This is a genomic window from Microbispora sp. NPDC049125 (genome assembly GCF_040802045.1).
Lineage (GTDB): Bacteria > Actinomycetota > Actinomycetes > Streptosporangiales > Streptosporangiaceae > Microbispora.
Genome location: NZ_JBEZDW010000047.1, coordinates 38,849 through 62,606, shown reverse-complemented (window position 1 = coordinate 62,606; position 23,758 = coordinate 38,849). Strand labels below are relative to the sequence as shown.

Here is a 23,758-nt window from a genome sequence, read left to right as displayed (position 1 = left end):
GTGCGGGGGCATGGGCATGCCTCGACGCGGGCGTGGTTGCGGTCGGTGGGTGGGATGAGTGTGCATGCGGCGTCGCGGGTGGTGGTGTTGGCGGAGCAGTTGGCGCGGGTGCCGGTGGTGGCGTCTCGGTTGGCGGAGGGCAGTTTGTCGGAGGGGTTGGCGTCGGCGATCTGTGCAGCGGTGGTGGGGTTGAGTGAGGAGGAGGTGGCGCAGGCGGAGCCGATTTTGCTGGGGGTGGCGGATGCGGCGTCGGTGGCTGAGGTGGTGAAGGCGGGGCGGTTTTTGCATGCGGTGCTTGATCCCGGTGGGGTGGACAAGGGGGACCGGGTGGAGTACGACGCTCGGTTCCTGTTGGTGCGGGAGAGCGATGATGGGGGGATGGAGGGGGAGTTTCGTCTTCCGCGGGAGGCGGCGGCGCGGTTGCGGGTGCTTTTGGACAAGTACGCCAAGCCACGCGCGGCGGGGGATGATCGGCCGTTGCGGGTGCGGAACGCCGATGCGTTGATCGCGTTGCTGGAGCAGCAGATCAACGCCGAACTGCTGGTGATCGTGCCGGCCGAATCCCTACCCGCCGACCCACCCACCGACCCATCCACCAGCCCGCCCACCGACTCGCCGACCGGCCCGCCCGCCCAGGACCACCCGGCTGATCCGCCTGGCGACTCACCCGCTCAGGCCCCAGTCGCCGACCCGCCCAGCGATCCACCGACCGGTCCGCCCAGCGACTCACTGGCCGATTCACCGATCGGCCCGCGTATCGGCTCACCCGCCGGGTCCGCCGCCGATTCGCCGGCCGATCTGCCTGCTGAGCCCGCCGCCGGTTCGGCCGCCGATCCCGCTGCCAGACCCGCTCCTACTGCCAGGCCTGCCCGCGCTGGCGAGCCCGCCCCCGGTGCCGACCGCATTGCTGACCAAGAGCCGTGGTTGGACACGGCCGGCGGCCAGGAGCCAATGGCTGACCCGGGGGTGGTTAAGGGCTCATCTCCGATGAGCGGGGCCGGACCTGATGCCGATGCGGGTGGGGGACATCGTGCCAAGGCAGGTGCTGAGCCTGGTGCTGGGCATAGTTCGAAGGCAGATGCGGACATCGGTGCCGCACCTGATGCCCATGCGGGCACGGAACACCATGCCGAGCCCGATACCGAAGCCGCCATGGCGGATGCCGACGTGAATGCCGGGCCTGATGTCGGCAGGGGCACCAGACCCGGTGTGGAACCAAGCGCCGAGTCCAGCGCCCATCCCGACGCCGAGGCTGGTAGCGACGCGGATACCGGGCATGGTTTGGAGCCTGGTGCCGACGCGAGTGCCGGGCCTGGCGTCCGGCCTGGTGCCGGGCCTGGCGGCGGCGCCGGTGGTGGGTGGCTGGTGGGCGGGGTGCTGCCGGGCAGGTGGCCGGGACTGTTGCTGGCCACCGGGCACCTGTTACCGCAGTCGGACATCGAGCGGCTGGCTCGCACCTCCACGCTGGTGCGCCTGGTGATGGACGCCGACGGCCAGGTGCTCGACATGGGCCGCAACGCCCGCCTGGCCACCCCCGCCCAGCGACGCGCGATCGCCGCCCGCTACGCCACCTGCTGGATCGAGCACTGCCCCCTGCCGACCAGTCTGTGCCAGGTCGACCACGCCAACAACTGGACCCACGGCGGACTGACCGACCTCAAACTCCTCGGCCCCGCCTGCCAATTCCACAACCGCGACCGCTACCGCCACCCCGAACGCTACACACGCCGCCGCATCGGCACCGGCCGATGGACCTTCACCTACACCGGCCGCTACACCCCCCTCCGACAATGAACGGAGGGACGTCCGCTTGGGGAGACTTCCGGAGTAAGCCGCCCGGGACGCGCACCGGGCGGCTCCACAGGCATGCCCGCAGTCGATTCACCACCGACTCATGCGGGCCCATCCACTCCTTCTGCCGCCGCCGCCCCTCCGCCGTCACCGCCCCTCCACCATCGCCGCCCCCTCTGCCGTGCCCGCCCCTTCTGTCGTGGCCCACCCTCTGCCGTCGCTCGTCCATTCGCCTGTTCGCCTGCAGGACAGACCGAGCTCGACGGACAGCGCGGGCACACGCGATCCGGGGCCCCAATCAGAGCGCGTAACCCGTGACACGCGACCCCAGGACGCGCAATCCGGGACGCAACCCGGACATGAGGTCATGCATTTATGCGGCGGGTGGCCACCAGGGTCGAAGGGCCTCCATGGGCACCGGCGCCTTCGGGCGGCCGGCCCCAGCAGCAGCGACGGTCAGCACCCCGTCGTACGGCCTGCCGCCCACTAGGTCCGCAGAGTGGTCCCATACCGCGAGCGGACCGTCCACCGAAGCCGTGAGCAGGTGCTGCAGCGCGGTCCTGGGCAGGAACAGGTCGACGTCCGGAGTGGCGCGCAGCACGCCGGGCGACAGCCGCCGGTCTCCCACACGGACGACCACGGACCGGCCTGAACGCTCGACCAGCGCCCGGATGTCCGGGATCAGCAGGCCGGCGATCTCCCGGGCCGCTGACACGTTCCGCACCAGGACCCGGACGCCACCGGAGGCACCGCTCATCCGTGCGACCACCTCGTCCGCCCGCGCGTCGCACACGACCTGGTCGCCGAAGACGTCGTGGACGCCGACCGCGCCACCGGCCCGGATGGCGGCGGCCGCAGCCGCGATCGCATCATTCCCCGCGAGGCTCCCCCAGCGAACGGTCGGGCCGCACGCACCGCAGCCGGTCGCGCCGGCGGCCGGGCCGCGCCGCCCGTCCTCCCGGCACTCCCGCTCGCATTCCTGACACAGCGCCGCCAGCCGTACGCGGGGGTAGGGCGGGGAGCCAAGGCTCGCTGGGGGCGCACACTCTCCGCAGGAGACGAACGGGTACCGGTAGCGGCGGCCCGCCGGGTCGAACAGCTCCCTGACGCAGGACGCGCAGATCGCGTGCTCCCGCTGCCGGGAGGCGACGGTGCGGAGGACCCGCGCCATCGGCACCAGGGCCGCGGCCGGTGGGATCCCCGCGTCAGTGACGGCGGCCGTCAGCTCCACCGGCGCTCACCACGCTTCGGCGTGCCGCGTCCGGTGCTGACAAGAGTGCGAGCGTTGACAAGAGCGCCGGCGTTGGCACGAGAGCCGGCGTTAGCGAGAGTGACGGTGCCGGCACGAGAGCCGGCGTTGGTGAGAGAGCCGGCATTGGCCAGAAAGCCGGTGCTGACAAGGGTGCCGGTGCCGAGAAGGATGGGGGTGCGCCGCTCGGCGCGCCGTGGACAGGCCCGCTCCTGCCCCCCGGCCAGGTGAGTCGAGATGACCATGGCCGCGCCCTGCCCTCAACCGGACGCGTTAATCACAAGAGAGGGAGATCTTCACATCGGTCTCACCGTACATCGAAGGGGCATTGCGGATCTTGGCCGACGCCCGGAACACTGATCCTCTTGTACGACCGCGCGCAGACCGGAGAACCACGCCGTGACGGATGGTCCTGAGCAGCCGAAGATCGATACCACCGCCGCCCACTCGGCCCGGGTATGGAACTACCTGCTGGGTGGCGAGGACAACTACGCGGTCGACCGGGAAACAGGCGACATGATCCTGTCGATCTTCCCCGACATCGCCCACATCGCCCGCGTCCAGCGGCGATTCCTCACTCGCGCCGTCCAGTACCTCGCCGGGGAGGCGGGCATCCGCCAGTTCCTCGACATCGGCACCGGCCTTCCGAGCGCGGACAACACTCACCAGGTCGCCCAGCGGCTGGCCCCGGAATCCCGCATCGTCTACGTGGACAACGATCCCCTCGTGCTCGTGCACGCCCAGGCGCTGCTGACCAGCACCTCCGAGGGAGTTACCGACTACATCGAGGCCGACGTGCGCGACCCGGAACGGATCCTGGAGGCGGCAGCCGCGACGCTCGACTTCAACCGCCCGATCGCGCTGATGATGCTGGGGATCATGGGGCAGCTGCCCGACGAAGACGACCCCGCTTCGATCATCACGCGGCTGCTCGACGCCCTGCCGCCGGGGAGCTATCTGGCGCTGTGCGACGGCACCGACACGAGTGAGGCGCTCAACCACGCGATCGGCGTCTACAACGTCAACTCGGCGAGCTCCTACCACCTGCGCTCCCCCCAGCGCATCGCGGCGTTCTTCGAGGGGCTCGACGTCGTCGAGCCCGGGGTGGTGACGACGTCCCAGTGGCGTCCCGGCGACGTCTCCGTCGAGAACGGGCACCACGAGGTCGACGCCATCTGCGGCGTCGGCCGCAAGCGCTGACCCCGCCGGCCAAGCGCTGACCCTGTCGGCCGCAAGCGCTGACCCCGCCGGCCGGGCCGGGGATGGTTCGCCGCCGCTGACGCCGCCACCGCGCTGACCCCTTCGGCCGGACGGGGGAGCACGTGGACGTGCCCCCGGAGCAGGCGCGCCGATTTATCCGGCGTCGTCGCGGACCGGGACGTCCACACCGGCCAGCGCGTTCATGGACGGGCGGAGGATCTCGGCGATCCTCTCAGCCGAGACCTCCCGCAGGGCGGTGAGGTCGAGCAGCTGCCGGGCGATGGTCACACCCAGCATCGTGGCGACCATCAGAGCCGCGCGCAGCTCGGCGTCGTCGTCCTCGATGGCGGCGCCGAGCTGCGCCACCTGATCGTCCAGTTTCGCGCGAGCCCCCTGCGCGGCCTCCGGGTGCGTGAGCATCGACCGCATCACGGCCAGCGACGCCTGCGGGATCGGGCCGATCTTCATGCCGATTCGCGCGAGCAGCTCTTCGATCGACTCGGCCAGGCCACCGCCGAGCGGTGGGATGGACGGCATCTGGACGGCGCGTTCGAACAGCTCCCGCTTCGAGCCGAAATACTGCATGACCAGGGCGGGGTCGACCTCCGCAGCCGCCGCGACGATCCGGATCGTCGTGCGTTCGAAGCCGCGTTCGGCGAACGCCTCCCGCGCCGCGGCGAGGATCCGCTCCTCGGTCCTGCGCCGGCGCACCACCCGGCTCGTCGGCGTCTTCTCCACGCGATGACTCTACCGGCGTTGACCCAGCGGGGATTTTCGCTCTACAGTCGTTGAGTCAACAGAGGTTGAGCGAAATGGAGCGATCATGTCAGAGCCCTTCCGCACCCCGAGAGAGGTCCTCTCCCGTTTCCACCAGGCCATGGTCGACAAGTCGCCCGACGACCTCGCCGATCTCTACGCGGCCGACTCCGTCCACGAGTTCCCGTTCCGGGCTCCCGTGTTCCCTGCCCGCCTGAACGGCCGGGAAGAGGTGCGTGCCGCCTACAACCAGACGTGGGGAGCGAGCCCGGTGAAGCTGGAGAAGATCGAGGACGTGGTCGTCCACGAGGCCGCCGACCCGGAGGTCGTGGTGGGCGAATGGCACGGCACCGGCACGGTGGCGCCGGACGACCGGCCGTTCCACGCCTCCGGCCTGCTGATCCTCCGCGTACGGAACGGCGAGATCGTCGAGACCCGCGATTACATGGACGTCTTCGGCACCTTCAACGCCATGGGCCGGCTGAAGGACATGGTCGACCTGCTCGACTCCTAGCGCTGCCTGAGAGGTCCGGGGGGTCGCTCAAAGGTCCGGCTGGTCCGGCGGGTCCAACGGGTCCTGCGCCGGGGACGGCGTCCGGCGTCACGGGCCGTACGCCGGTATGAAGGTTTGGACCCTACGCCGTCAGGTAGGCCCGTGCCTTGGCGGCGCGGACGGCGGCCGACAGCGTCGCGATGTCGTACGCGCCGTTGTGACGCCGCCCGTTGATGAAGAACGTCGGCGTGCCCGACACTCCGCTGAGGTCGGCGGAGTCGAGGTCCTCGATGATCCGGGGCGCTCCCACGTGACTTTCCAGGTCGTCACGGAACCGATCCGCGTTCAGCCCGATCTGCTCGGCGTAGGCGACGAGGTCGGGGACCCGGAGGTCGCCCTGGTGCTCGAGCAGCATGTCGTGCATCTCCCAGAACGCCCCCTGCTCGGCCGCCGCCTCCGCCGCCTCCGCGGCGAGCTGGGCGTGGGGGTGGACGTCGTGCAGGGGAAGGTGCCGCCAGACGTAGCGGAGGTCGCCGAAGCCGGCGAGGAGCTCCCGTACGACCGGCTCGGCCTGGCCGCAGTAGGGGCATTCGAAGTCGCCGTACTCCACCAGGGTCACGAGCGCGCTCTCGGGGCCGCGCAGGTGGTCGCGGTCGGGGTCCACGGGGGCGGCCAGGTCGATGATGCTCTCCGCGGTGCCGAACAGCGCCCGCGCCCTGCGCTGCGGCGAGAGCACGCTGGTCACGCGTGCGACCACCCAGGTGAGGATCGACGCGCACACGGCGGCGGCCAGGATGCCGAACTTGGCCTCCTCCAGCTGCTGCCCGCGGAACGCGAGGGTGGCGATCAGCAGCGAGACGGTGAAGCCGATGCCGGCGATCGTGCCTCCTGCGGTGACCGCCCCCCAGCCGATGGGCGGCCGGACCCGCCCGCGGCTCAGCCGGGTGACCAGCCACGTCGCCCCGACGATGCCGATGGGCTTGCCGGCGACGTAGGCCAGCACGATGCCGAGGGTGATCGGCGAGGTGACCGCCCGCGCCAGGAAGTCGCCGTTGATCGCGATTCCCGCGTTCGACAGGGCGAACAGCGGCACGATCACGTAGCTGGTCCACGGGTGGTAGATCTGCAGGAGCCGGTGGTTGGGCGAGATGGCGCGGGCGAGCCCCACGCTGGCCGACCGGGCCAGCTCGGCCGTCGGCTGCTCCCGGAAGAGCCGGAAGAGATCGGTCGCCCGCTCCAGATCCCCGCGCGCCGCCGGGGACGCGTAGGTCAGCAACCCCAGGGCTAGGCCGATGACGACCGGTTCGACTCCGGACTTCAGCAGCGCGACCCAGGCCGCCGCCCCGAAGACCACGTAGACGAGGCCCTGCCGTACGCCGGCGGACTTGACCAGCAGGATCACCGCGAAGAACGCGGCGGCGGCCAGCAGGGCCGGGAACCTGACGTGCTCGCTGTAGAAGGCGGCGATGACGAGCAGTGCGACGAGGTCGTCGACCACGGTGACGGTCAGCATGTACGTGTGCACGCGGGACGGGAAGCGGGAGGCGATCAGGGCGAGCATCCCGAGGGCGAACGCCGTGTCCGTGGACATCGCGGCGCCCCAGCCTTTCGCCGACGGATCTCCCCCGTTGAGCAGCAGGTAGATCGCGATGGGCACGATCATGCCGCCGACGCCGGCCACGACCGGCAGCAGGAGCCTGCGCCGCTCCCGCAGCTCCCCCATGTCGAACTCGCGCCTCGCCTCCATCCCCACGACGAGGAAGAAGAACGTCATCAGCCCCGAGTTGACCCAGTGCCGCAGGTCCATGGCGACGCCTGAGTCGGCGAGCCGCACGGACAGCCGCGTTCCCCACAGGGCCTCGTACGACCGCAGGTCGACGTTGGCCCACACGAGCGCGGCGATCGTCGCCACGAGGAGGATCGCGGCGCTGCCGGTCTCCGTGCGCAGGAACTCACGAAGCGGCGTCTCGACGCGACGCGCCCAGGCGGTGCGTCCGGCGAAGGAGGAGTCGCGGGGTTCCGTCACGTCTCATGTGACATCGCGCGACGGTCTGGCATTCCCGCTTTCCTCAACGGGGCGTCGGGGCCGGATAGTCCTTGAGCGTGATGTTGGTCGCGAACCTGTCGGTCATCTTCAGCATCGCCCTCAGGATGAAGCCGTACCTGAACATGGCGTTGCGCGCCCGGATCCGGAGCCGCGTGCGCGGAGCGAGGAAGGGGCCCGCGTTGGCGTTCCTGGCGATCTTCGCGTACCCGCGGAACGCCTCCTCGTAGCGCTGGAACGCGACGCGATGGTCCCCGCCCGCCTCGGCGAGCTCTCCCGCCAGGACGTACGCGCCGACCACGGCCAGGCCGGTGCCGAAACCTCCCAGCGTGTTGCCGTACGCGGCGTCGCCGAGCAGCACGACGCGGCCGCTGGAGTAGCGATCGATCCGGACCTGGCTGATCGAGTCGAGGTAGAAGTCGTCCGCGTCACGGATCGCGTCGATGACGGCCTGGGTCTGCCAGCCCATCCCGGCGTACGCGTCGATCACGGCCTTCTTCATCCCCTCGGTGTCGTAGCGGTCGTAGTCGAGCGGCGGCGAGGCGAAGACGAAGAACGCGGAGGCCTTGGAGCCTCCGGCGGAGACCATCCTGCCGGGCTCGTTGTACATCTTCGCGACCTGCCAGAACGTCCCGGGGACGTCGGCGAGGGCGTAGTGGTAGCCGAGGAAGCGGACGTAGTCGGCCTCGGGGCCGAAGGCGAGGCGGCGGACGTTGGAGTGAATCCCGTCGGCGCCCACCACCAGGTCGAAGGTGCGGGGGGCGCCGCGCTCGAAGGTGACGTGCACGCCGCCCGCCGTCTCCGTGAGCGAGGTGATGGAGTCGCCGAAGACGTACTCGCATCCGGCGGCGGCGCTGCGGTCGTACAGCAGCCGGGCAAGGTCGCCGCGCAGGATCTCGATCTCCCCGCCGGTGAACTCGCCGGGGATCACCGTCAGCCTTCGGCCGCCGGCGTCGACGACCTCGATGTCGGTCCCCCCGGTCTGGAGCCGCCGGACGTCGTCGAGGATGCCCATGCGCCGCAGCACGGTGCGGTGGGTCTCGCCCTTGAAGTCGACGGCCTGCCCGCCCGGACGCAGGTGAGGGGCCTTCTCGACGACGGTCACGGCGAAGCCGTAGCGGGCGAGCCAGTAGGCGAGGGCCGGGCCGCCGATGCTCGCGCCGGAGATCAGGACGCTGGTGTTCTTCATGTCCACGAGCCTCGCCGGGGCCGCTGACAGGCCGTGGACAGCCGGCTGACAGTCAGAACAGCGCTGTCAGCGCCTCCTTCCGGCTCAGCGCGGCACCTGCGGCGTACGCCGCGGCGAAGCGCTCCGCGCCGATGAGCCGCGTGGCGTCGGCTGCGACCCGGGCGACGTCACGGTCACCGGTGACGGCCGTGCCGCGCAACGCCACCCCCACGCCGAGCAGGAACGCGGCCCGCTCCCCCTGGCCTTCGAGCATGGCCGGCCCGGCCTGCCCCTCCGCGACACCGGCGAGATCCATCGCCGTCGCCTCCGGCCTCCGGATCAGCGCGAGGGCCTCGCCGTGGTGGCGCCGCGCCTCGGAAAGGTCCCCTTCGGCTTCGGCCAGCCGTCCCAGCGCGGTGGACACGAGCGGCCTGATGCCGTCCGTCGCGTAGTCGCCGGGGAAGACGGCGTCCAGCGCCGCCATGTAGTGCTCGCGTGCCTCGCCGTGGTCGCCGCTCAGCCGGGCGAGCTCGCCCCTTCCCAGCTCGACCAGGGCCGATCGGTGCGACGCGCTCGTCCTGCGGGCCAGCTCGGCGGCACGGCGCAGGTCGGCCCGGGCGGCGGGAAGGTCGCCCTCGCACAGCAGCCCGCCGGCCCTGCGGCACAGCAGGTCGACCATCTCGTCCAGGGCGCCGAGCTCCTCGTGCAGGCCCAGGGACTGCCCCCACAGCCGCCTTGCCCGTGCCCAGTCGCCCCGCCAGCTGGAGAGCAATCCGAGCCATTCGAGAGCCTGCGCCGTCCCCCAGCGTTCCCCGACGGAGCGGAAGCTCGACAGTGTCGTCTCAAGCACCTGCTCGGCCTCGGCCGTCCTGCCGTCGAGCAGCAGCACCAGCGAGACCCCGAGCAGGGCGACCGCCTGACTCCACGAGTCCGCGCCGAGCAGCCGCCCCCGCTTGAGGGTGGATTCCCGATCCGAGGGCCCGGTGATCATTCCCCACATGACGATCGCGAAGGGATGCCGCATCTCCCCGTCCAGCGCCTCGACGATCTCCTCCGCCCTGGCCCGCTGCTCCGGGGTGACATGCGGGACGGCCTCCAGCACGCAGATGACGTACTCCTCCTCCAGCCCGGGGGGCGGCTCGCAGCCGTACCGTTCGAGCAGTGCGAGCGCCGATGAGACGGCCTGGACGCGCCGCCCGCTCAGCCACCAGTACGCCGCCAGGGCCGCGACCAGCCGCAGCCCCGTCTCCGGATCGTCCCGTACGGCGTGGCGTAACGCGGCCTGCAGGTTGCTGTGCTCGGCGGAGAGCCTGGCCAGCCATTCGAGCTGCTCGGCCCGCCGCAGCCACGGGTCGGCGCGTTGCGCCAGGCCGAGGAAGAAGGCGGCGTGCGCGTCGCGCACCCGCTCCTGCTCCCCCGCCTCGGCCAGCCGCTCCGCGCAGAACAGGCGGATCGTGTCGAGCATCCGGTAACGGCCGTCGCTCGCCTCGACGAGCGACTTGTCGACCAGGTCGGCCAGCACCTCGCCCGGTCCGCAGACCCGCTCGACCGCCTCCAGGGAGGCGCCGCCGGAGAACACGGACAGCCGTCTCGCGAGCGCCTGCTCCTGCGCGCTCAGCAGGCTCCAGCTCCAGTCCACCACCGCGCGCAGCGTCTGGTGCCGTGCCGCCGCGGTGCGGTCGCCGCGTGACAGCAGCGTGAACCGGCCGTGCTCCCCCAGCCTGGCCGCGATCTCCTCGGCGGTGAACGACCGCAGCCTCGCCGCGGCCAGCTCGATCGCCAGCGGCAGGCCGTCCAGCGCGGCGCAGATCTCGGCGATCCGCGGGCCCATCTGCGGGTCCATCGTGAACCCCGGGCGCACGGCGGCGGCCCGCTCGGCGAACAGCCGTACGGCCGGGTAGGCGAGCGCGTCGCCGGGGGCGGTGCCCGGCGGCGGGACGGCCAGCGGCGTCAGCGGGACGAGCATCTCACCGGTGAGCCCGAGCGGTTCCCGGCTCGTGGCGATGACGGCCAGCCGGGGACAGTCGCCGAGCAGCCGGCGGGCGAGCGCCGCGGCGGCGGCGATCACGTGCTCGCAGTTGTCCAGGACGAGCAGGAGCTCCCGGTCGGCGAGGGCGGCGACGAGCCGTTCCGTGGGGTCGGGCAGGTCGAGCGCCGGCGCCTGCAACGCCATCTCGCGCAGGCCGAGCGCGCCCAGCACCGCGAGGGGGACCTGGCCGCCGCCGTCAAGCGGGGAGCCGGGCGGGGACAGATCGAGCGGGGACAGGTCGACGAAGCAGGCCTCCCGCCCCCGCCGGCGGGCCGCCTCGATCGCCAGCCGGGTCTTACCGGTGCCGCCCGGCCCAGTCAGCGTGACCAGGCGGCGGTCGCGGAGCGCGTCGATCCGGGCCAGGTCGTCCTCGCGCCCCACGAAGCTGGTGAGCTGAGCGGGCAGCCGGTTCGGCGCCGTCCCTCCCCGCGTGGCCCCTCCTCGCGCCGTACCTCCCTGCGCCGTACCTCCCTGCGCCGTCCCTCCCTGCGCCGTCCCTCCCCACGCTGCGCCTCCCCGCGTCCCCTCACCGCGCAGGATCGCCAGGTGGAGCGCCGCCAGCTCCGGCGAGGGGTCGGCACCGAGCTCGTCCGCCAGCAGCCGTCTGACCTCCTCGAAGACGGCCAGCGCCGCCGCCTGCTGCCCCGAGGCGTGCAGTGCGCGCATGAGCTGGCCGCGCATTCGTTCCCGCAGCGGGTGCGCGGCCACCAGCCGCCGCAGCTCCGCCGTCGAGGTCCCTTCGGGAAGGGCCAGCTCGGCCTCCACCAGGTCCTCCCGGGCCGCCAGCCGTTCCTCTTCCAGCCGGGCCGCCTGCGCCGCCGCGAACGGCGCGTCCGCCACGTCGGCCAGGGCGGGCCCCCGCCACAGGTCCAGCGCTTCCTTGAGCGTCCCGGCGGCCCGCTCGTGCCGGCCCTCCGTCAGCAGCCTGCGCCCTTCGCGGGCGAGCCGTTCGAACCGGTACGCGTCGACGTCGCCGGGGTCGACGGCGAGCCGGTAGCCGGCCCCGTGAAACTCGATCAGATCGCCGGGCAGCACGCGGCGGAGCCGGGAGACGTGCGCCTGGATCGCGTTGGCCGCGCCGGCCGGAGGGTCATCGCCGTACTGCCCGTCGATCAGCCGGTCCACGGTGACGAGCCGTCCTGGGTCGAGCAGCAGCAGCGCGAGCAGCGCGCGCGGCCGGGGACCGCCGACGGGGACGGACCGCCCGTCGTCCGTCCACACCTCGACCGGGCCCAGGATGCCGAACCGCACGAGACCGATTGTGGCCCATGCCCTCCGCACGCGCGCCGCTCACCGCTTCCGGCCCGCGTACTCCCGTCTCGAGGGAGACGCCTTTTCAGGCGCCCACGGTGCCGTCGACTCCCTCGCGCAGGAAGTCGGCGTGCCCGTTGTGCCGGGCGTACTCCTGGATCATGTGCAGCATCACCAGCCGCAGCGACACGTCCTCTCCCCACCTGGGCTGGTGACCGACGACGTCGAGCGACTCGGCCTCCTGCTCGATGCGGCGCGAGTGCTCCACCTCCGCCTGCCAGGCGTCCAGCGCCTCCTGCCATGTGGCCGCGCTCGCGTCGTACGCCATCTGGTAGTCGCCCTCCGGCGACCACACGAACGGGACGTCCTCGGCGGCGATCACCCGGCGGAACCAGGTGCGCTCCACCTCGGCCATGTGCCGCACCAGGCCGAGCAGGGAGAGCGTCGAGGGAGGCATCGACTGCTTGCGCAGATCCACCGTCCCCAGGCCCTCGCACTTCATGAGGAGCGTCGCGCGGTGATAGTCGAGGAACGCGCGCATCATCTCGCGCTCGCCCCCGATCAAGGGCGGGCCGACTCGTTCGACGGTCACTTTCCGATCCTTTCGGGCAAGATGTCAGCATGCCGCACTCACAGGTCGCCGGCGCTGTGGCACGCTACCTGACCGTCGCCGACCGGATGCTCCCGGGGCGGATCTGCGGTTTCCACGTGGTCGGCTCGGCCGCGCTGGGCGCCTTCCGGCCGGGCAGGAGCGACATCGACTTCGTCGCCGTGACCGACGGCGACCTGGACGCCCGCGAGCTCCGCCGGCTGCGTCTCGTCCAGCTCGCCTCCAACGTCCCGTCGGCCATCGGGGCCCTGGCCCGCGGGCAGGTGACGCTGCCGGGCACCCTGAACGGCGTGTTCGTGCGCCGGGAGGATCTCGCGAAGCCGGTGACGCGCATCCGCCCGCAGGCGTCCCACGTCGGGGCGTCCTTCTCCGCCGGTAAGGGCTTCGACGTCAACCCGGTGATGTGGAAGGTGCTGCGGGAGCGTGGGATCACGTTCCGCGGGCCGGCGCCGGGCGAGCTCGGTCTCGACCCCGAGCCGGCGCGTCTACGGCCGTGGAACCACGACAACCTGCGGGAGTACTGGCAGCCGTGGGCCATGCGGGTGCTGTCACGCAGGCCTCCGCCGTCGCCGCCGGGGTTCAAGCGCTGGACGACCGCGTGGGGCGTCCTCGGGCCGCCACGTCTGCACCACACGATCGCGACGGGCGAGGTCGTGTCGAAGGAGGCCGCCGGCGAGTACGCGCTGGACGTCTTCCCGGCCCGGTGGCATCCGATCGTGCGAGAGGGACTCGCGTACTGGCGGGGCGAACCCGCCGACCCGGCCTTCTCCGACCACGACGTGCGGAGAAGGCGGACGGCGGAGTTCGTCCTCGAGGTCGTCGCCGACGCCGCCCGGCTCTGAGCCCGGCGAATCGCCGTCCATGACGGCCTTCCGGGTGCGGCGAGCCGGGGAGCGGCAAAATCGGTTGTCCGCCGGAGAGGCCGTCTGGTGTACTCCGGGCGACCGCCCATGCAGCGAGGGAGACGAGAGATGCGCCGAGCGTTCATGTCCAACCGGAAGGAAATCACCACTCGTCTAGAGGACATGACGCTCTGTGACAATGCTCAACCTTGGGATCGTGGCGCATGTAGACGCCGGTAAGACCAGCCTGACCGAGCGGCTGCTCCACGCCGCCGGTGTCATCGACGAGATCGGCAGCGTCGATGACGGCAGCACCCAGACCGACTCTCTCGCCCTGGAACGACGTCGCGGCATCACGATCAAGTCCGCCGTCGTGTCGTTCGCCGTCGGCGGCGTCACCGTCAACCTGATCGACACGCCCGGCCACCCGGACTTCATCGCCGAGGTGGAACGGGTGCTGAGCTTGCTCGACGGCGCCGTCCTGGTCGTCTCGGCGGTGGAGGGCGTGCAAGCGCAGACGCGCGTCCTGATGCGGACGCTGCGGCGGCTGCGGATCCCCACCCTCATCTTCGTCAACAAGATCGACCGTCCCGGTGCGGACGGCGAACGCGCCCTGCTGAGCATCGCCGACGCGCTGACGCCCTCTGTCATCGCGATGGGAGCGGTCCGCGACCCCGGCGAGCGCGGGGCCGAGTTCGTCCAGTACGGCGAGGCCGACGGCGCCTTCACCGCCGCGATGGCCGATCTGCTCACCGGCCACGACGACGCCATCCTGGCGGCGTACGTCCACGACGAGACGGCGGTCTCCCATCGCCTGCTCCGCGACGCGCTGGTGGCGCAGAGCAGGCGGGCACTGGTGCATCCGGTGTTCTTCGGCTCGGCCATCACCGGCGCGGGCGTGGACGCGCTGATCGCCGCAATCCCCGAGCTGCTGCCCCCGGCCGAGGGCGACGCCGGCGGACCGCTCTGCGGCACCGTGTTCAAGATCGAGCGCGGTCCGGCCAGGGAGAAGATCGCGTACGTCCGCATGTTCTCGGGGACCGTCCGGACGCGGGACCGGCTGCCGGCGCGTGGAGGCGAGGAGCGGAAGGTCACCGCGATCAGCGTCTTCGCCCGCGGGTCGGCCGTCAGGCGGCCGTCGCTCGCCGCGGGTGAGATCGGCAAGCTGTGGGGTCTCGCCGACGCCCGGATCGGCGACATGATCGGCGTGCCGCGGACCACCGGCGAGCCTCACCACTTCGCGCCGCCGACCCTGGAGACGGCCGTCACTCCTCGCAACCCGCGGGACATGGGCGCGCTGCACGCCGCGCTCTCCGAGCTCGCCGAGCAGGACCCGCTGATCAACCTGCGGCAGGACGACATCCGGCAGGAGCTGTTCCTCTCGCTCTACGGCGAGGTGCAGAAGGAGGTCATCGCCGAGACGCTGGCGACCGACTTCGGCGTCGCCGTCGACTTCCGCGAGACGACGGCGATCTGCGTCGAACGGCCGATCGGCACCGGTGCGGCCGTCGAGACGCTGGGCAAGGCGGCGAACCCGTTCGTCGCCACGGTCGGGCTGCGCGTCGATCCGGCCCCCGCCGGTTCCGGCGTGAGCGTGCGGCTCGACGTCAAGGTCGAGTCGATCCCGCTGTACGTGTACAAGGCGGTCGAGGAGTTCCGTACGGCGATCGAGCACACGGTGCGGGAGACGCTGCGCCAGGGCCTTCGGGGCTGGCAGGTCGTGGACTGCGCCGTCACGCTGACGCACTCCGGCTACGTGTCCCCCGTCTCCACCGCGAGAGACTTCCGCCTTCTGACGCCGCTGGTGCTGATGAGCGCGTTGCGGCAGGCCGGCACCGTGGTGTGCGAGCCGGTCCACCGCTTCCGCCTCGACGTGCCGGCGGACACGGCCGGGCAGTTCGCGCCCCTGCTGGCGCGGCTGCGCGCCGTCGCCCGGACCGAGGCGGTGCGCGGCTCGACGTGCACGCTGGAGGGCGACATCCCGGCGGCCCGGGTGCACGGGCTGCAGGAGCGGCTACGGGGGCTCACGCGCGGCGAAGGCGTCCTGGAGTTCGCCTTCGACCACTACGCGCCGGTCAGCGGAGCGATCCCGGTCAGGCCGCGTACGGATGACAACCCGCTCAGCCGCAAGGAGTACCTCCTGCATGTCCTGCGGAGGGTGTAGCCGATGACCACTCCGACGTCGGACGTCCTGCGCCGCCTTCTTCCCGGGCGCCGCTCCGCCCTGGCCCTGGCCGCCGCCACCACGGCCATGACGGTGCTGCCGCTGGCATCACCTCAGATCACCCGCCGCTTCGTCGACGACGCGATCGGCGGGGCGGGCACCCGTCACCTCGTGAGCGTCGCCTGCGGATATCTCGCGCTGGCCGTGGCCGGGCAGGGCGCCCGGTTGCTCACCGCCTGGCTCGCCGGCCTGCTGGCCTGGGACGGCACGAACCGGCTGCGTGAACGGCTCGCCGGGCACGCGCTCGGCCTCGACATGGCGTTCCACGGCAGGCGCACCCCCGGCGAGATGATCGAGCGGGTGGACGGCGACGTTGTCGCCGTCGCCGACTTCGTCGTCGCGTTCGTGCTGGACGTCGTCGCGGGCGTCCTGCTGCTCGCCGGCGTCCTGGTCGTCGTGCTCGTCACCGACCTGAGAGTCGGCGGCGTGCTGCTGGCCTACTGCGTGCTCACCGGGTACGGCATGGCCCGCGCGCAGAGGCTGGCCGTGCCCTCGTCGGCCCGCGCGCGGCAGGCGAGCGCCGCGGTCTTCGGCGCCGTCGAGGAGCGGCTGGCCGGGGTGGAGGACATCCGCGCCAACGGCGCCGGCGAGCACGCCGTGAACCGCTTCCACCACGTCAGCGGCGAGATGTACCGCGCGGAGCTGCGGGCCGACCGCGTCAGGAGCGGCCTGCTCGCGGGCACGACGGTGGCGTTCGCGGCGGGCACGGCACTCGTGCTCGGCCTGGCCGCGTGGAGCCGGCAGTCGGGGACGCTCACGGTGGGCACCGCCGTGCTGCTCTTCCAGTACACGCAGATGGTGCGCGCACCCCTCGAACGGCTGATCGACCAGCTCAAGCAGTACCAGACGGCGCTGGCCGGCGTCGCGCGCGTCGGCGACCTGCTGGCCGAGCGGCGCACGCTGCCCGAGCCCGCCCGCCCGCGGCCGCTGCCCGCCACCGGCCCGCTCGGCCTGCGCCTCGACCGGGTGACCTTCGCGTACGACGACGAAACAGCGCGGGACGGCAAGACAGCGCCGGACGGCACAACAGTGCTGTCGGACGTCACCGTCGCCCTCGCTCCTGGGGAGACGCTGGGCCTGGTGGGCCGTACGGGCAGCGGCAAGACGACGATCGCCCGGCTGGTGCTGCGCCTGTACGACCCGGTCGAGGGCGGCGTCCAGGTCGGCGGCCTGGACCTGAGGGAGGTCGATCCCGCGTCGGTGCGCCGCCGGATCTGCGCCGTGACGCAGGACGTGCAGCTCTTCGCCGCCAGCGTGCGGGACAACCTCACGCTCTTCCGGCCGCTCGCCGATGACCAGCGGTTGGCGGCCGTCCTCACCGATGTCGGCCTCGGCGACTGGCTGGCCGCCCTGCCCGACGGGCTCGACACCCAGCTTGGAGGCCGGGCGGCCGGCGTCTCGGCCGGTGAGGCGCAGCTGCTGGCGTTCGCGCGGGCGTTCCTGGCCGATCCCGGGCTGGTCGTGCTCGACGAGGCGTCCAGCCGGCTCGATCCGGCGACGGAGCGGCGGGTCGAGCGGAGCGTCGGCCGCCTGCTCGCCGGCCGGACCGGCGTGATCATCGCGCACCGGCTCTCGTCCCTGTCCCGGGTGGACAAGGTCGCCGTGATGGACGGCGGCGTGATCGTCGAGTACGGCCGCCGGGAGGACCTCGCGGCCGACCCGGGGAGCCGGTTCGCACGCCTGCTGGAGGCGGCGGGGGTGCCGCGATGAGGCCGGTGACGCTCGTGACCACCCGCCTCACCCGGATCGCGGGCCTGCCCCGTTATGTGATCGGCGCGCTCCTGTGGGCGCCGGTCAGCGTCCTCCCGCTCGTCGACGGGCTGGTGCTGCGCGAGCTGTTCGACCGGATCAGCGGGCACCGCGCCGCCGGTCTGGAGGAGTCGTTGTGGCTGTGCGCCGCGCTCGTGGGCATGGACGTGATCCGCGGCGTGATGCTCGTCGTCGCCTGGACGTACGGGACCTACTGGTGGGACGCGGCGGCGACCGTCCTGCGGGCGAACGTGCTGCGCTCGGTCCTCACCGCGCCGGGGCCCGCCGCCCGGCGCCTGCCGCGCTCCTCGGGCGAGGCCGTCGCCCGCCTGCGTGACGACGTGCACGACCTCGTCCAGCTGACCGACGACGCCGTGCCTCTGGCGGGCGCGGCGGTCTTCAGCACGGCCGCCTTGGTGATCATGGCGTCGATCGACCCTCTCATCACGCTCGTGCTCGTGATACCGACGGTGGCCGTCGGCGCGCTGACCACCCTGCTCAGCGGGGTGATCCGGCGCCTCCACCGGCGCGCCCGGATGCTCGGGGCGGCCGTGACTGCCCACATCGGCGACATGTTCGCCGGCGTGCTGGCGATCAAGACCGCCGGAGCCGAAGACGCGGCGCTGGAGCGCCTGCGCGAGCACAACCGGAGGCGGCGCGACGCCGCCGTCAAGGATCGGCTCGCCACCGACATGCTCGACACCGTGACGGGCACGACCATCGAGGTCGGCATCGGTCTCGTCCTGCTCCTCGCCGCCCCGGCGATGCGCGGCGGCGACTTCACGGTGGGCGATCTCGCCCTGTTCACCAGCTATGCCGGCTGGCTCACCGCGCTGCCGCGCACCGCGGGCTCCATGCTCTCCCGCCTGCCGCAGGCCGCCGTCGCCGTCGAACGGCTCGGCCGTCTGATGGCCCCGTACGAGGACGACCGCGACCTGTCACGCGGCACCGGCGTGTGGTTCAAGGGGGAGCCTCCGGCGGCGGCGACGCCCCCCGATCACGGCGACGCCCTGGAGGTCGTCGAGGCACGCGGGCTGACCGCGCGCCACGACGGCGGAGGCGGCGTGCACGCGGTGGACCTGCGGATCACGCGGGGATCGTTCACGGTGATCACCGGCGCCGTCGGCTCGGGCAAGACGACGCTGGTGCGCGCGCTGCTCGGCCTGATGCCCGCCGACGCCGGCACGATCACCTGGAACGGCCTGCCGGTGGAGGACCCGGGGACGTTCCTGGTGCCGGGCCGCGCGGCGTACGCGAGCCAGGTGCCCCGGCTGTTCTCCGAGACGCTGCGGGAGAACCTGCTGCTCGGATGGCCGGCAGGCGACGACCGGATCGGCCTGGCACTGGAGCTTGCCGCGCTCGAAGACGACGTCGCCCGGATGCCGGACGGCCTGGAGACGGTCGTCGGTCCCCACGGCGTACGGCTGTCCGGCGGCCAGGCGCAGCGGGCGACCGCCGCACGGGCTCTGGTCAGGGCGCCGGACCTCCTGGTCGTGGACGACCTGTCGTCCGCGCTGGACGTGGCGACCGAGAGGCTGCTGTGGAGCAGGATCGCCGGCGCCTCCCGGGACGGGCGCGGCCCTGGGACGCTGCTGGTCGTGTCGCACCGCCGGCCGGCGCTGGAGCGGGCCGATCAGATCATCGTGCTCGACCGTGGCCGGGTCGCCGGCCGCGGCACGCTGGGCGAGCTGCTTGAGGGTTGCCCGGAGATGCGCCGCCTGTGGAGCGAGGAGGCCACAGCCGAAGCCTGGGAGCAGGCGCGGGGACAGGCGCACCAGGGCGCGTAGTCATCTGGATGCGGAATGAGGGCCGGGAGTCTGCAGCCTCCCGGCGGGTGCCGGCGGTGGTCAGCTCAGCCGACGGTCAGCTCGGAGTCAGCTCAGCCGGGCGTCGGCGTAGACGGCCATCGCGTCGCGCTGGTAGTCGGCGAGCCCTTCTGCGATCTGGTCGTACATCGATCGCCACTGCGGGTCGTCGGCGTAGGTCCGGCCCAGGCCCTTGAACGCCGCCGCGTTCGGCGTCCAGAACCGGCAGACGCCCTGGTAGTGGGCTTCCACCTCGGCTTGCACGGCCGGGTCGGTGACCGGGGTGCCGCCGGCCATCAGCTCGGCCATACGGACCATCCGCGCGGTCGTCTCACGCTGCATCCGCTCCTGGTCCTCGGGCGTGAGCGTGCCGGCATACTGCTTGGACCGCTCCCACTCCTGCGGCCACCTCTCTCGCACCTCGGGCTCGTACCGGGAGGCGTCGAATCCCTCGAACAGGTTCTCCGGTCTGTTGATCTTCGTCATCTCGCTGCCTTCCTGCCCTTCCTGTAGTTCGGCGATGGTTCGGCTCACGGTGCGGGCCAGTGTGTCGAGCCGGTCGCGCTCCTTCAGCAGCCGCTGATGGTGCGCCCGGAGCGCCTCGACCTGATCGACCTGGTTGTCCAGGACGTCCCCGATCTGGCTCAGGCCCAGGCCCAGCTCCCGCATCAGCAGGATCTGCTGCAGCCGTAACAGCTCGGCCTCTTCGTAGTGGCGATGACCGTTGCCGCCGATCCATGCGGGCGGGAGCAGGCCGATCTCGTCGTAGTGCCGCAGGGTCCGGGACGTCACCCCGGACATCCGGGCTATGTCCGCGATCGACCAGGCCATCCTGCGTCTCCCCCCATCGCCAGGCCGGTCCGTCCGGCCACGAGAACAACGTAGAAGTTGACGTAACGGAAAGCGCAACCCGCATTCCCGGCGGGCGTCGGGGCTGATCACACGGCTCCGTGCCGGACCTCGCCGGGAGTCAGCACAAGAGGCATCTGGCGACCGGCCGGACCTGCCAGAGGCCGTCCATGCCCCGGAAGCGGTCGATCACCGCTGCGAGATCGCCGGGCTCTTTGAGTTTCAGCTGGTAAAAGGAGACCTTGGACGTGAGATCCCTGGCCGTCTGACTCCGCAGGTCCCTCGTCGCGTGCGCGGGATCTTCGAAGTAGAAGACCTCGACCTCGCTCGTGTCGCGGATGGCGCTCACGATGGCGTCCCGTTGCGCCGCCGTCAGAGGCGCCCGGCAGCCGTGCTCGTCATCCGGCTTCTCCGGGCACAGGCGAAGGGTCACGTCGGCCTTGCCGTACCAGAACCCGTCTCCCAGCGGGTAGACACCTTGGACGCCGGGCATGGCACCGATGTCGGCGTCAAGATCGGCCGACTTCGAGCGATCCAGCAGCGTACCGATCACCGAATCGTTCGTCAGGTGCTGGGTGTACGGGTACGGCCACTCGTGACCCCTGATCCAGATGAGCTTGGCGGACTCCTTGTCCTTCGCCCATTCCCGCTCCGCCGACTGGAAGGACACATCCCGCACATCGGGGCGAGCCTTCAGTGCGGCCATCACCGCCTCCCTCTCCTGGACCGTGGCCCAGTCCACTCCGACCGTGAATGTGCCGGTCGTGGGCCACGGCCCGGACGGCGGCGCCAGGGGCCCGCGCGGCGTCTCCCGCAGCACTCGTGGGACGCCCCACGCCGCGGCGGCCAGGAGGACCACGGCGCACACGGCGGCGACCGCCTTCCACGGCGCTCTCCCCCGCTCCGCGCCGGCAACGAGCAGCTCCTCGTCAGACATGGCTGCGAATATAGGGCTGCGAATACGGTGATCGACGCGCTATCCGGTCAAATCCCGCCGCGTCGTCAGACAGAGTCCAGCGCCTGGCGGGTGCGCCGCAGGAAGTCGCGCTCGGCCGCGTTCCCGGTCAGCGCGATCGCCGCGTCGTAGGCCCGCGCCGCCTCGGCGGTGCGGCGGAGGCGGCGGAGCAGGTCGGCGCGTACGGCGTGGAACACGTGATAGCCGCCCAGGTCGAGGGCGTCGACGAGGGCGAGCGCCGTGGCCGGCCCCTCCAGCTCGGCGACGGCGACCGCCCGGTTCAGCGCCGCCACCGGGCTCGGGGTCAGGGTCATGAGCTGGTCGTACAGCCGCACGATCTGCGACCAGTCGGTGCCGGCCGCGTCCGGCGCGTCGCTGTGAACGGCGTTGATCGCGGCCTGGATCTGGTACGGCCCCGGCCGGCCCCGTCGCAGGCATCGCCGGACGATGTCCCGGCCTTCGGCGGCGAGGTCCCGATCCCAGCGGGTGCGGTCCTGGTCGGCCAGCCGCACCAGGGCGCCGTCCGGGGTGGTCCGGGCGGCCCGGCGCGACTCGATGAGCAGCATGAGCGCGAGCAACCCCATGACCTCCGGCTCGTCGGGCATGAGCCCGGCCAGCAGCCGTCCCAGCCGGACGGCCTCCGCGCAGAGCTCGTCGCGGACGAGCCGGTCACCCGAGCTGGCCGCGTACCCCTCGTTGAAGACGAGGTAGACCACGGCGAGAACGGCCCGGAGCCGGTCCGGCAGGTCGGCCTCGGCCGGGACCCGGTACGGGATCCCCGCGTCGCGGATCTTGTTCTTGGCCCTGACCAGCCGCTGCGCCATGGTGGGCTCGGGCACCAGGAAGGCGTGTGCGATCTCCGCTGTGGACAGCCCTCCCAGCAGCCGCAGCGTCAGCGCCACCCGCGAGGCGGGGGCCAGCGCCGGGTGGCAGCAGGTGAAGATGAGGCGCAGCCGTTCGTCGCGCACGGGGCCCTCCTCGGCCGGTCGCTCGGGGGCGTGCAGCAGGGCGGCCTGGGCGTGCCGGTCGTCACGGGACGCCTCCCTGCGCAGATGGTCGACCGCCCGGTTGCGCGCGGTGGTGATGATCCAGCCCGCCGGGCTCGGCGGCGGCCCCGTCGACGGCCAGCGTCGCACCGCCTCCACGAAGGCGTCCTGGATCGCCTCCTCGGCGACACCGATGTCGCCGAAGGCGCGAACCAGGACGGACACCGCACGGCCGTACTCCTCACGGAACACCCGCTCGATCTCCGACGGGGTCATCTGTGACGGGAGAGGGGCCGGCATGCCGATCCTCAGCCGGCCTCGCCCGCGAAGGGCCGCACCTCGATCGGGAGGAGGCGGATCGCCCGCGCCATCCTGCCGCCCCATTCCAGCGCCGCGTCGAGGTCGGGCACCTGGATGACCGTGAAGCCGCCGAGGTGCTCCTTGCCCTCGGCGTACGGCCCGTCGGTCATGAGGACGTCGCCGTCCTGTGCCCGGAGCACCGTCGCCGTCGCCGGAGAGTGCAGAGCGCCGGTGAAGACCCACACGCCGGCCGCCTTCATCTCCGCGTTGAGCGTGTCGAGGTCCCGCATGACGGGCTCCAAGACCTCCGGCGGGGGCGGGTCCCCGTCCGGCTGGTACACGCTGAGCAGGTATTGCTTCATCAGACGTCCTTCCTTGTCGCAGTCCAGTCGCTTCGAGGCCAGCCCGCGGCCGGTGCCGGCGCCGGGGTGGTGAGCAGCCTGCCGGTCCGCGTCCCGCCTTCCATGCCCTCCACGCCGTGCCACTCGGCGGCCAGCATGAAGAGCGTCGTCCCGTCCGGCCCACCCAGCATGCACGCGAAGCACCCGCGGTCGAGGGTGACCGTGCTCAGCACCTCACCGCCCTCGCGGACGCGTACGCATCTGCGGTTGGGAACGTCGGCGTACCAGACGGCGCCCTCGGCGTCGAGACAGATGCCGTCCGGGCAGCCGTCGCCGAGGTCGGCCCACACGCGCCGGTCCGACAGGCTGCCGTCGCCGTCGATGTCGAACGCCGTGAGCCTCCTGCCGTAGGACTCCGCGACGATCAGTGTCGCGTTGTCGGGCGTGACGGCCATGCCGTTGCCGAACGCGATGCCGTCGGCGACCTTACGGGCCGTGCCACCGGGCGTGACGAGGGCGATGACGCCCGGCGCGAAGTCCTCCCCGGCCATCAGGTCGAAGCCGCCGCCGTCGACGTACGCGTTGCCGCGGCCGTCCACGACGATCTCGTTGTAGACCTCCTTCGATACACGGTCGACGCCGCTCAGATCGGCGTGAACGGCGAGCGACCCGTCCGGCTCCATGCGCAGGACGAGCGCCTCGGGCCCCGACACGACGAGCAGGCGCCCGTCGGGCAGCCAGTCGAACGAGTACGGAAGCGTGGTGGGCACGCGGACGACGACCTCGGCGCGACCGCCGGCGTCGACCGCGACGACCTCCCCCGTGCCCCAGTTGGACAGCCACAGGCGGCCCTCGTGCCACCGCGGCGACTCGCCGACCGCGAGCCCCGTCATGAGAGTGCGCACCTCAGGCGTCAACGGCTCCTCCTCCCTGGTCACGATAGGGGGCCGTCGTACCGGCGCCGGTCGTACGCGGCCTCGTGTCCGGGCGACCGCCGGGAAAGACGCTCATGTCCGTGCTCCCTTCTCTCACCCATTACACGAACGGCGTCCGCCCGGATCGACATCGGGCGATGGGAAAGCAGGTGGGGAACGGGGAGTGGGGAACGGACGGCGG

18 protein-coding genes are annotated in these 23,758 nt (G+C 72.1%); 7 read left to right on the top strand and 11 right to left on the bottom strand.

Annotation, left to right across the window (positions count from 1 at the left end; translation table 11 throughout):
- The coding region (locus tag AB0B72_RS35570; RefSeq protein WP_367743879.1) for a DUF222 domain-containing protein at positions 1-1,794 on the top strand (1,794 nt) is incomplete at its 5' end.
- Between the two features lie 370 nt (positions 1,795-2,164).
- Here the strand turns inward: AB0B72_RS35570 and AB0B72_RS35565 are convergent.
- Positions 2,165-3,022, bottom strand: a complete 858-nt coding sequence (locus tag AB0B72_RS35565; RefSeq protein ID WP_367743877.1) for a hypothetical protein — start codon at positions 3,020-3,022, stop codon at positions 2,165-2,167.
- A 417-nt stretch (positions 3,023-3,439) separates the two neighbouring features.
- On the opposite strand from AB0B72_RS35565, the gene AB0B72_RS35560 reads away from it, so the two are divergent.
- Positions 3,440-4,240, top strand: coding sequence for an SAM-dependent methyltransferase (locus tag AB0B72_RS35560; RefSeq protein ID WP_367743876.1), 801 nt, complete (start codon positions 3,440-3,442; stop codon positions 4,238-4,240).
- Positions 4,241-4,393: 153 nt separating this feature from the next.
- Here the strand turns inward: AB0B72_RS35560 and AB0B72_RS35555 are convergent, their stop codons facing one another.
- Positions 4,394-4,978 carry a TetR family transcriptional regulator gene (locus AB0B72_RS35555; RefSeq protein WP_367743874.1) on the bottom strand — a complete coding sequence of 195 codons (585 nt, stop codon included), beginning with the start codon at positions 4,976-4,978 and terminating at the stop codon, positions 4,394-4,396.
- Positions 4,979-5,063: 85 nt separating this feature from the next.
- Between AB0B72_RS35555 and AB0B72_RS35550 the strand changes: the two genes are divergently transcribed.
- Positions 5,064-5,510, top strand: coding sequence for a nuclear transport factor 2 family protein (locus AB0B72_RS35550; protein WP_367743873.1), 447 nt, complete (start codon positions 5,064-5,066; stop codon positions 5,508-5,510).
- A gap of 121 nt (positions 5,511-5,631) precedes the next feature.
- On the opposite strand, the gene nhaA is transcribed toward AB0B72_RS35550, so the two are convergent.
- The 4 genes from nhaA to AB0B72_RS35530 form a co-directional block, all read right to left on the bottom strand.
- Positions 5,632-7,515 carry a Na+/H+ antiporter NhaA gene (gene nhaA / locus AB0B72_RS35545; protein ID WP_367743871.1) on the bottom strand — a complete coding sequence of 628 codons (1,884 nt, stop codon included), beginning with the start codon at positions 7,513-7,515 and terminating at the stop codon, positions 5,632-5,634.
- Positions 7,516-7,558: 43 nt separating this feature from the next.
- Positions 7,559-8,722, bottom strand: a complete 1,164-nt coding sequence (locus tag AB0B72_RS35540; RefSeq protein ID WP_367743869.1) for an FAD-dependent monooxygenase — start codon at positions 8,720-8,722, stop codon at positions 7,559-7,561.
- A 52-nt stretch (positions 8,723-8,774) separates the two neighbouring features.
- The gene (locus tag AB0B72_RS35535) at positions 8,775-11,981 is read right to left on the bottom strand and encodes a BTAD domain-containing putative transcriptional regulator (protein WP_367743868.1); all 3,207 of its coding nucleotides are present in this window, start codon (positions 11,979-11,981) and stop codon (positions 8,775-8,777) included.
- Between the two features lie 85 nt (positions 11,982-12,066).
- Positions 12,067-12,573 (bottom strand): DinB family protein, encoded by a 507-nt coding sequence (locus tag AB0B72_RS35530; protein ID WP_367743867.1) that lies wholly within the window; start codon positions 12,571-12,573, stop codon positions 12,067-12,069.
- A gap of 29 nt (positions 12,574-12,602) precedes the next feature.
- Here AB0B72_RS35530 and AB0B72_RS35525 point away from each other — a divergent pair, with 29 nt between their 5' ends.
- The 4 genes from AB0B72_RS35525 (at position 12,603) to AB0B72_RS35510 (ending at position 19,193) form a co-directional block, all read left to right on the top strand.
- Positions 12,603-13,433, top strand: coding sequence for an aminoglycoside adenylyltransferase domain-containing protein (locus AB0B72_RS35525; RefSeq protein ID WP_367743866.1), 831 nt, complete (start codon positions 12,603-12,605; stop codon positions 13,431-13,433).
- Between the two features lie 199 nt (positions 13,434-13,632).
- Positions 13,633-15,597 (top strand): GTP-binding protein, encoded by a 1,965-nt coding sequence (locus tag AB0B72_RS35520; RefSeq protein WP_367743865.1) that lies wholly within the window; start codon positions 13,633-13,635, stop codon positions 15,595-15,597.
- Between the two features lie 3 nt (positions 15,598-15,600).
- Complete coding sequence (locus AB0B72_RS35515; protein ID WP_367743864.1) at positions 15,601-17,367, top strand: ABC transporter ATP-binding protein; 1,767 nt, start codon at positions 15,601-15,603, stop codon at positions 17,365-17,367.
- Positions 17,364-19,193 carry an ATP-binding cassette domain-containing protein gene (locus AB0B72_RS35510; protein WP_367743862.1) on the top strand — a complete coding sequence of 610 codons (1,830 nt, stop codon included), beginning with the start codon at positions 17,364-17,366 and terminating at the stop codon, positions 19,191-19,193. The genes AB0B72_RS35515 and AB0B72_RS35510 overlap by 4 nt, the downstream gene beginning before the upstream one ends.
- 87 nt (positions 19,194-19,280) lie before the next feature.
- Here AB0B72_RS35510 and AB0B72_RS35505 read toward each other — a convergent pair whose 3' ends face one another.
- From AB0B72_RS35505 to AB0B72_RS35485, 5 genes are all read right to left on the bottom strand, one after another.
- The gene (locus AB0B72_RS35505; RefSeq protein ID WP_367743861.1) at positions 19,281-20,042 is read right to left on the bottom strand and encodes a MerR family transcriptional regulator; all 762 of its coding nucleotides are present in this window, start codon (positions 20,040-20,042) and stop codon (positions 19,281-19,283) included.
- A 139-nt stretch (positions 20,043-20,181) separates the two neighbouring features.
- On the bottom strand, positions 20,182-20,997 hold the full coding sequence (locus AB0B72_RS35500; RefSeq protein ID WP_367743860.1) for a hypothetical protein: 816 nt from the start codon (positions 20,995-20,997) through the stop codon (positions 20,182-20,184).
- A 65-nt stretch (positions 20,998-21,062) separates the two neighbouring features.
- The gene (locus tag AB0B72_RS35495) at positions 21,063-22,301 is read right to left on the bottom strand and encodes an RNA polymerase sigma factor (protein ID WP_367743859.1); all 1,239 of its coding nucleotides are present in this window, start codon (positions 22,299-22,301) and stop codon (positions 21,063-21,065) included.
- Between the two features lie 8 nt (positions 22,302-22,309).
- Positions 22,310-22,663: a YciI family protein gene (locus AB0B72_RS35490; RefSeq protein ID WP_367743857.1), complete on the bottom strand. Its 354-nt coding sequence runs from the start codon at positions 22,661-22,663 to the stop codon at positions 22,310-22,312.
- On the bottom strand, positions 22,663-23,559 hold the full coding sequence (locus AB0B72_RS35485) for an SMP-30/gluconolactonase/LRE family protein (protein WP_367743856.1): 897 nt from the start codon (positions 23,557-23,559) through the stop codon (positions 22,663-22,665). The genes AB0B72_RS35490 and AB0B72_RS35485 overlap by 1 nt, the downstream gene beginning before the upstream one ends.
- Positions 23,560-23,758 lie beyond the last annotated feature (199 nt).

Coding starts and splice junctions, on each gene's coding strand:
- AB0B72_RS35550 (WP_367743873.1), top strand. CDS start 5,064: ATGTCAGAGCCCTTCCGCACCCCGAGAGAGGTCCTCTCCCGTTTCCAC.
- AB0B72_RS35505 (WP_367743861.1), bottom strand. CDS start 20,042: ATGGCCTGGTCGATCGCGGACATAGCCCGGATGTCCGGGGTGACGTCC.
- AB0B72_RS35500 (WP_367743860.1), bottom strand. CDS start 20,997: ATGTCTGACGAGGAGCTGCTCGTTGCCGGCGCGGAGCGGGGGAGAGCG.
- AB0B72_RS35520 (WP_367743865.1), top strand. CDS start 13,633: ATGCTCAACCTTGGGATCGTGGCGCATGTAGACGCCGGTAAGACCAGC.
- AB0B72_RS35515 (WP_367743864.1), top strand. CDS start 15,601: ATGACCACTCCGACGTCGGACGTCCTGCGCCGCCTTCTTCCCGGGCGC.
- AB0B72_RS35525 (WP_367743866.1), top strand. CDS start 12,603: ATGCCGCACTCACAGGTCGCCGGCGCTGTGGCACGCTACCTGACCGTC.
- AB0B72_RS35510 (WP_367743862.1), top strand. CDS start 17,364: ATGAGGCCGGTGACGCTCGTGACCACCCGCCTCACCCGGATCGCGGGC.
- AB0B72_RS35540 (WP_367743869.1), bottom strand. CDS start 8,722: ATGAAGAACACCAGCGTCCTGATCTCCGGCGCGAGCATCGGCGGCCCG.
- AB0B72_RS35495 (WP_367743859.1), bottom strand. CDS start 22,301: ATGCCGGCCCCTCTCCCGTCACAGATGACCCCGTCGGAGATCGAGCGG.
- AB0B72_RS35490 (WP_367743857.1), bottom strand. CDS start 22,663: ATGAAGCAATACCTGCTCAGCGTGTACCAGCCGGACGGGGACCCGCCC.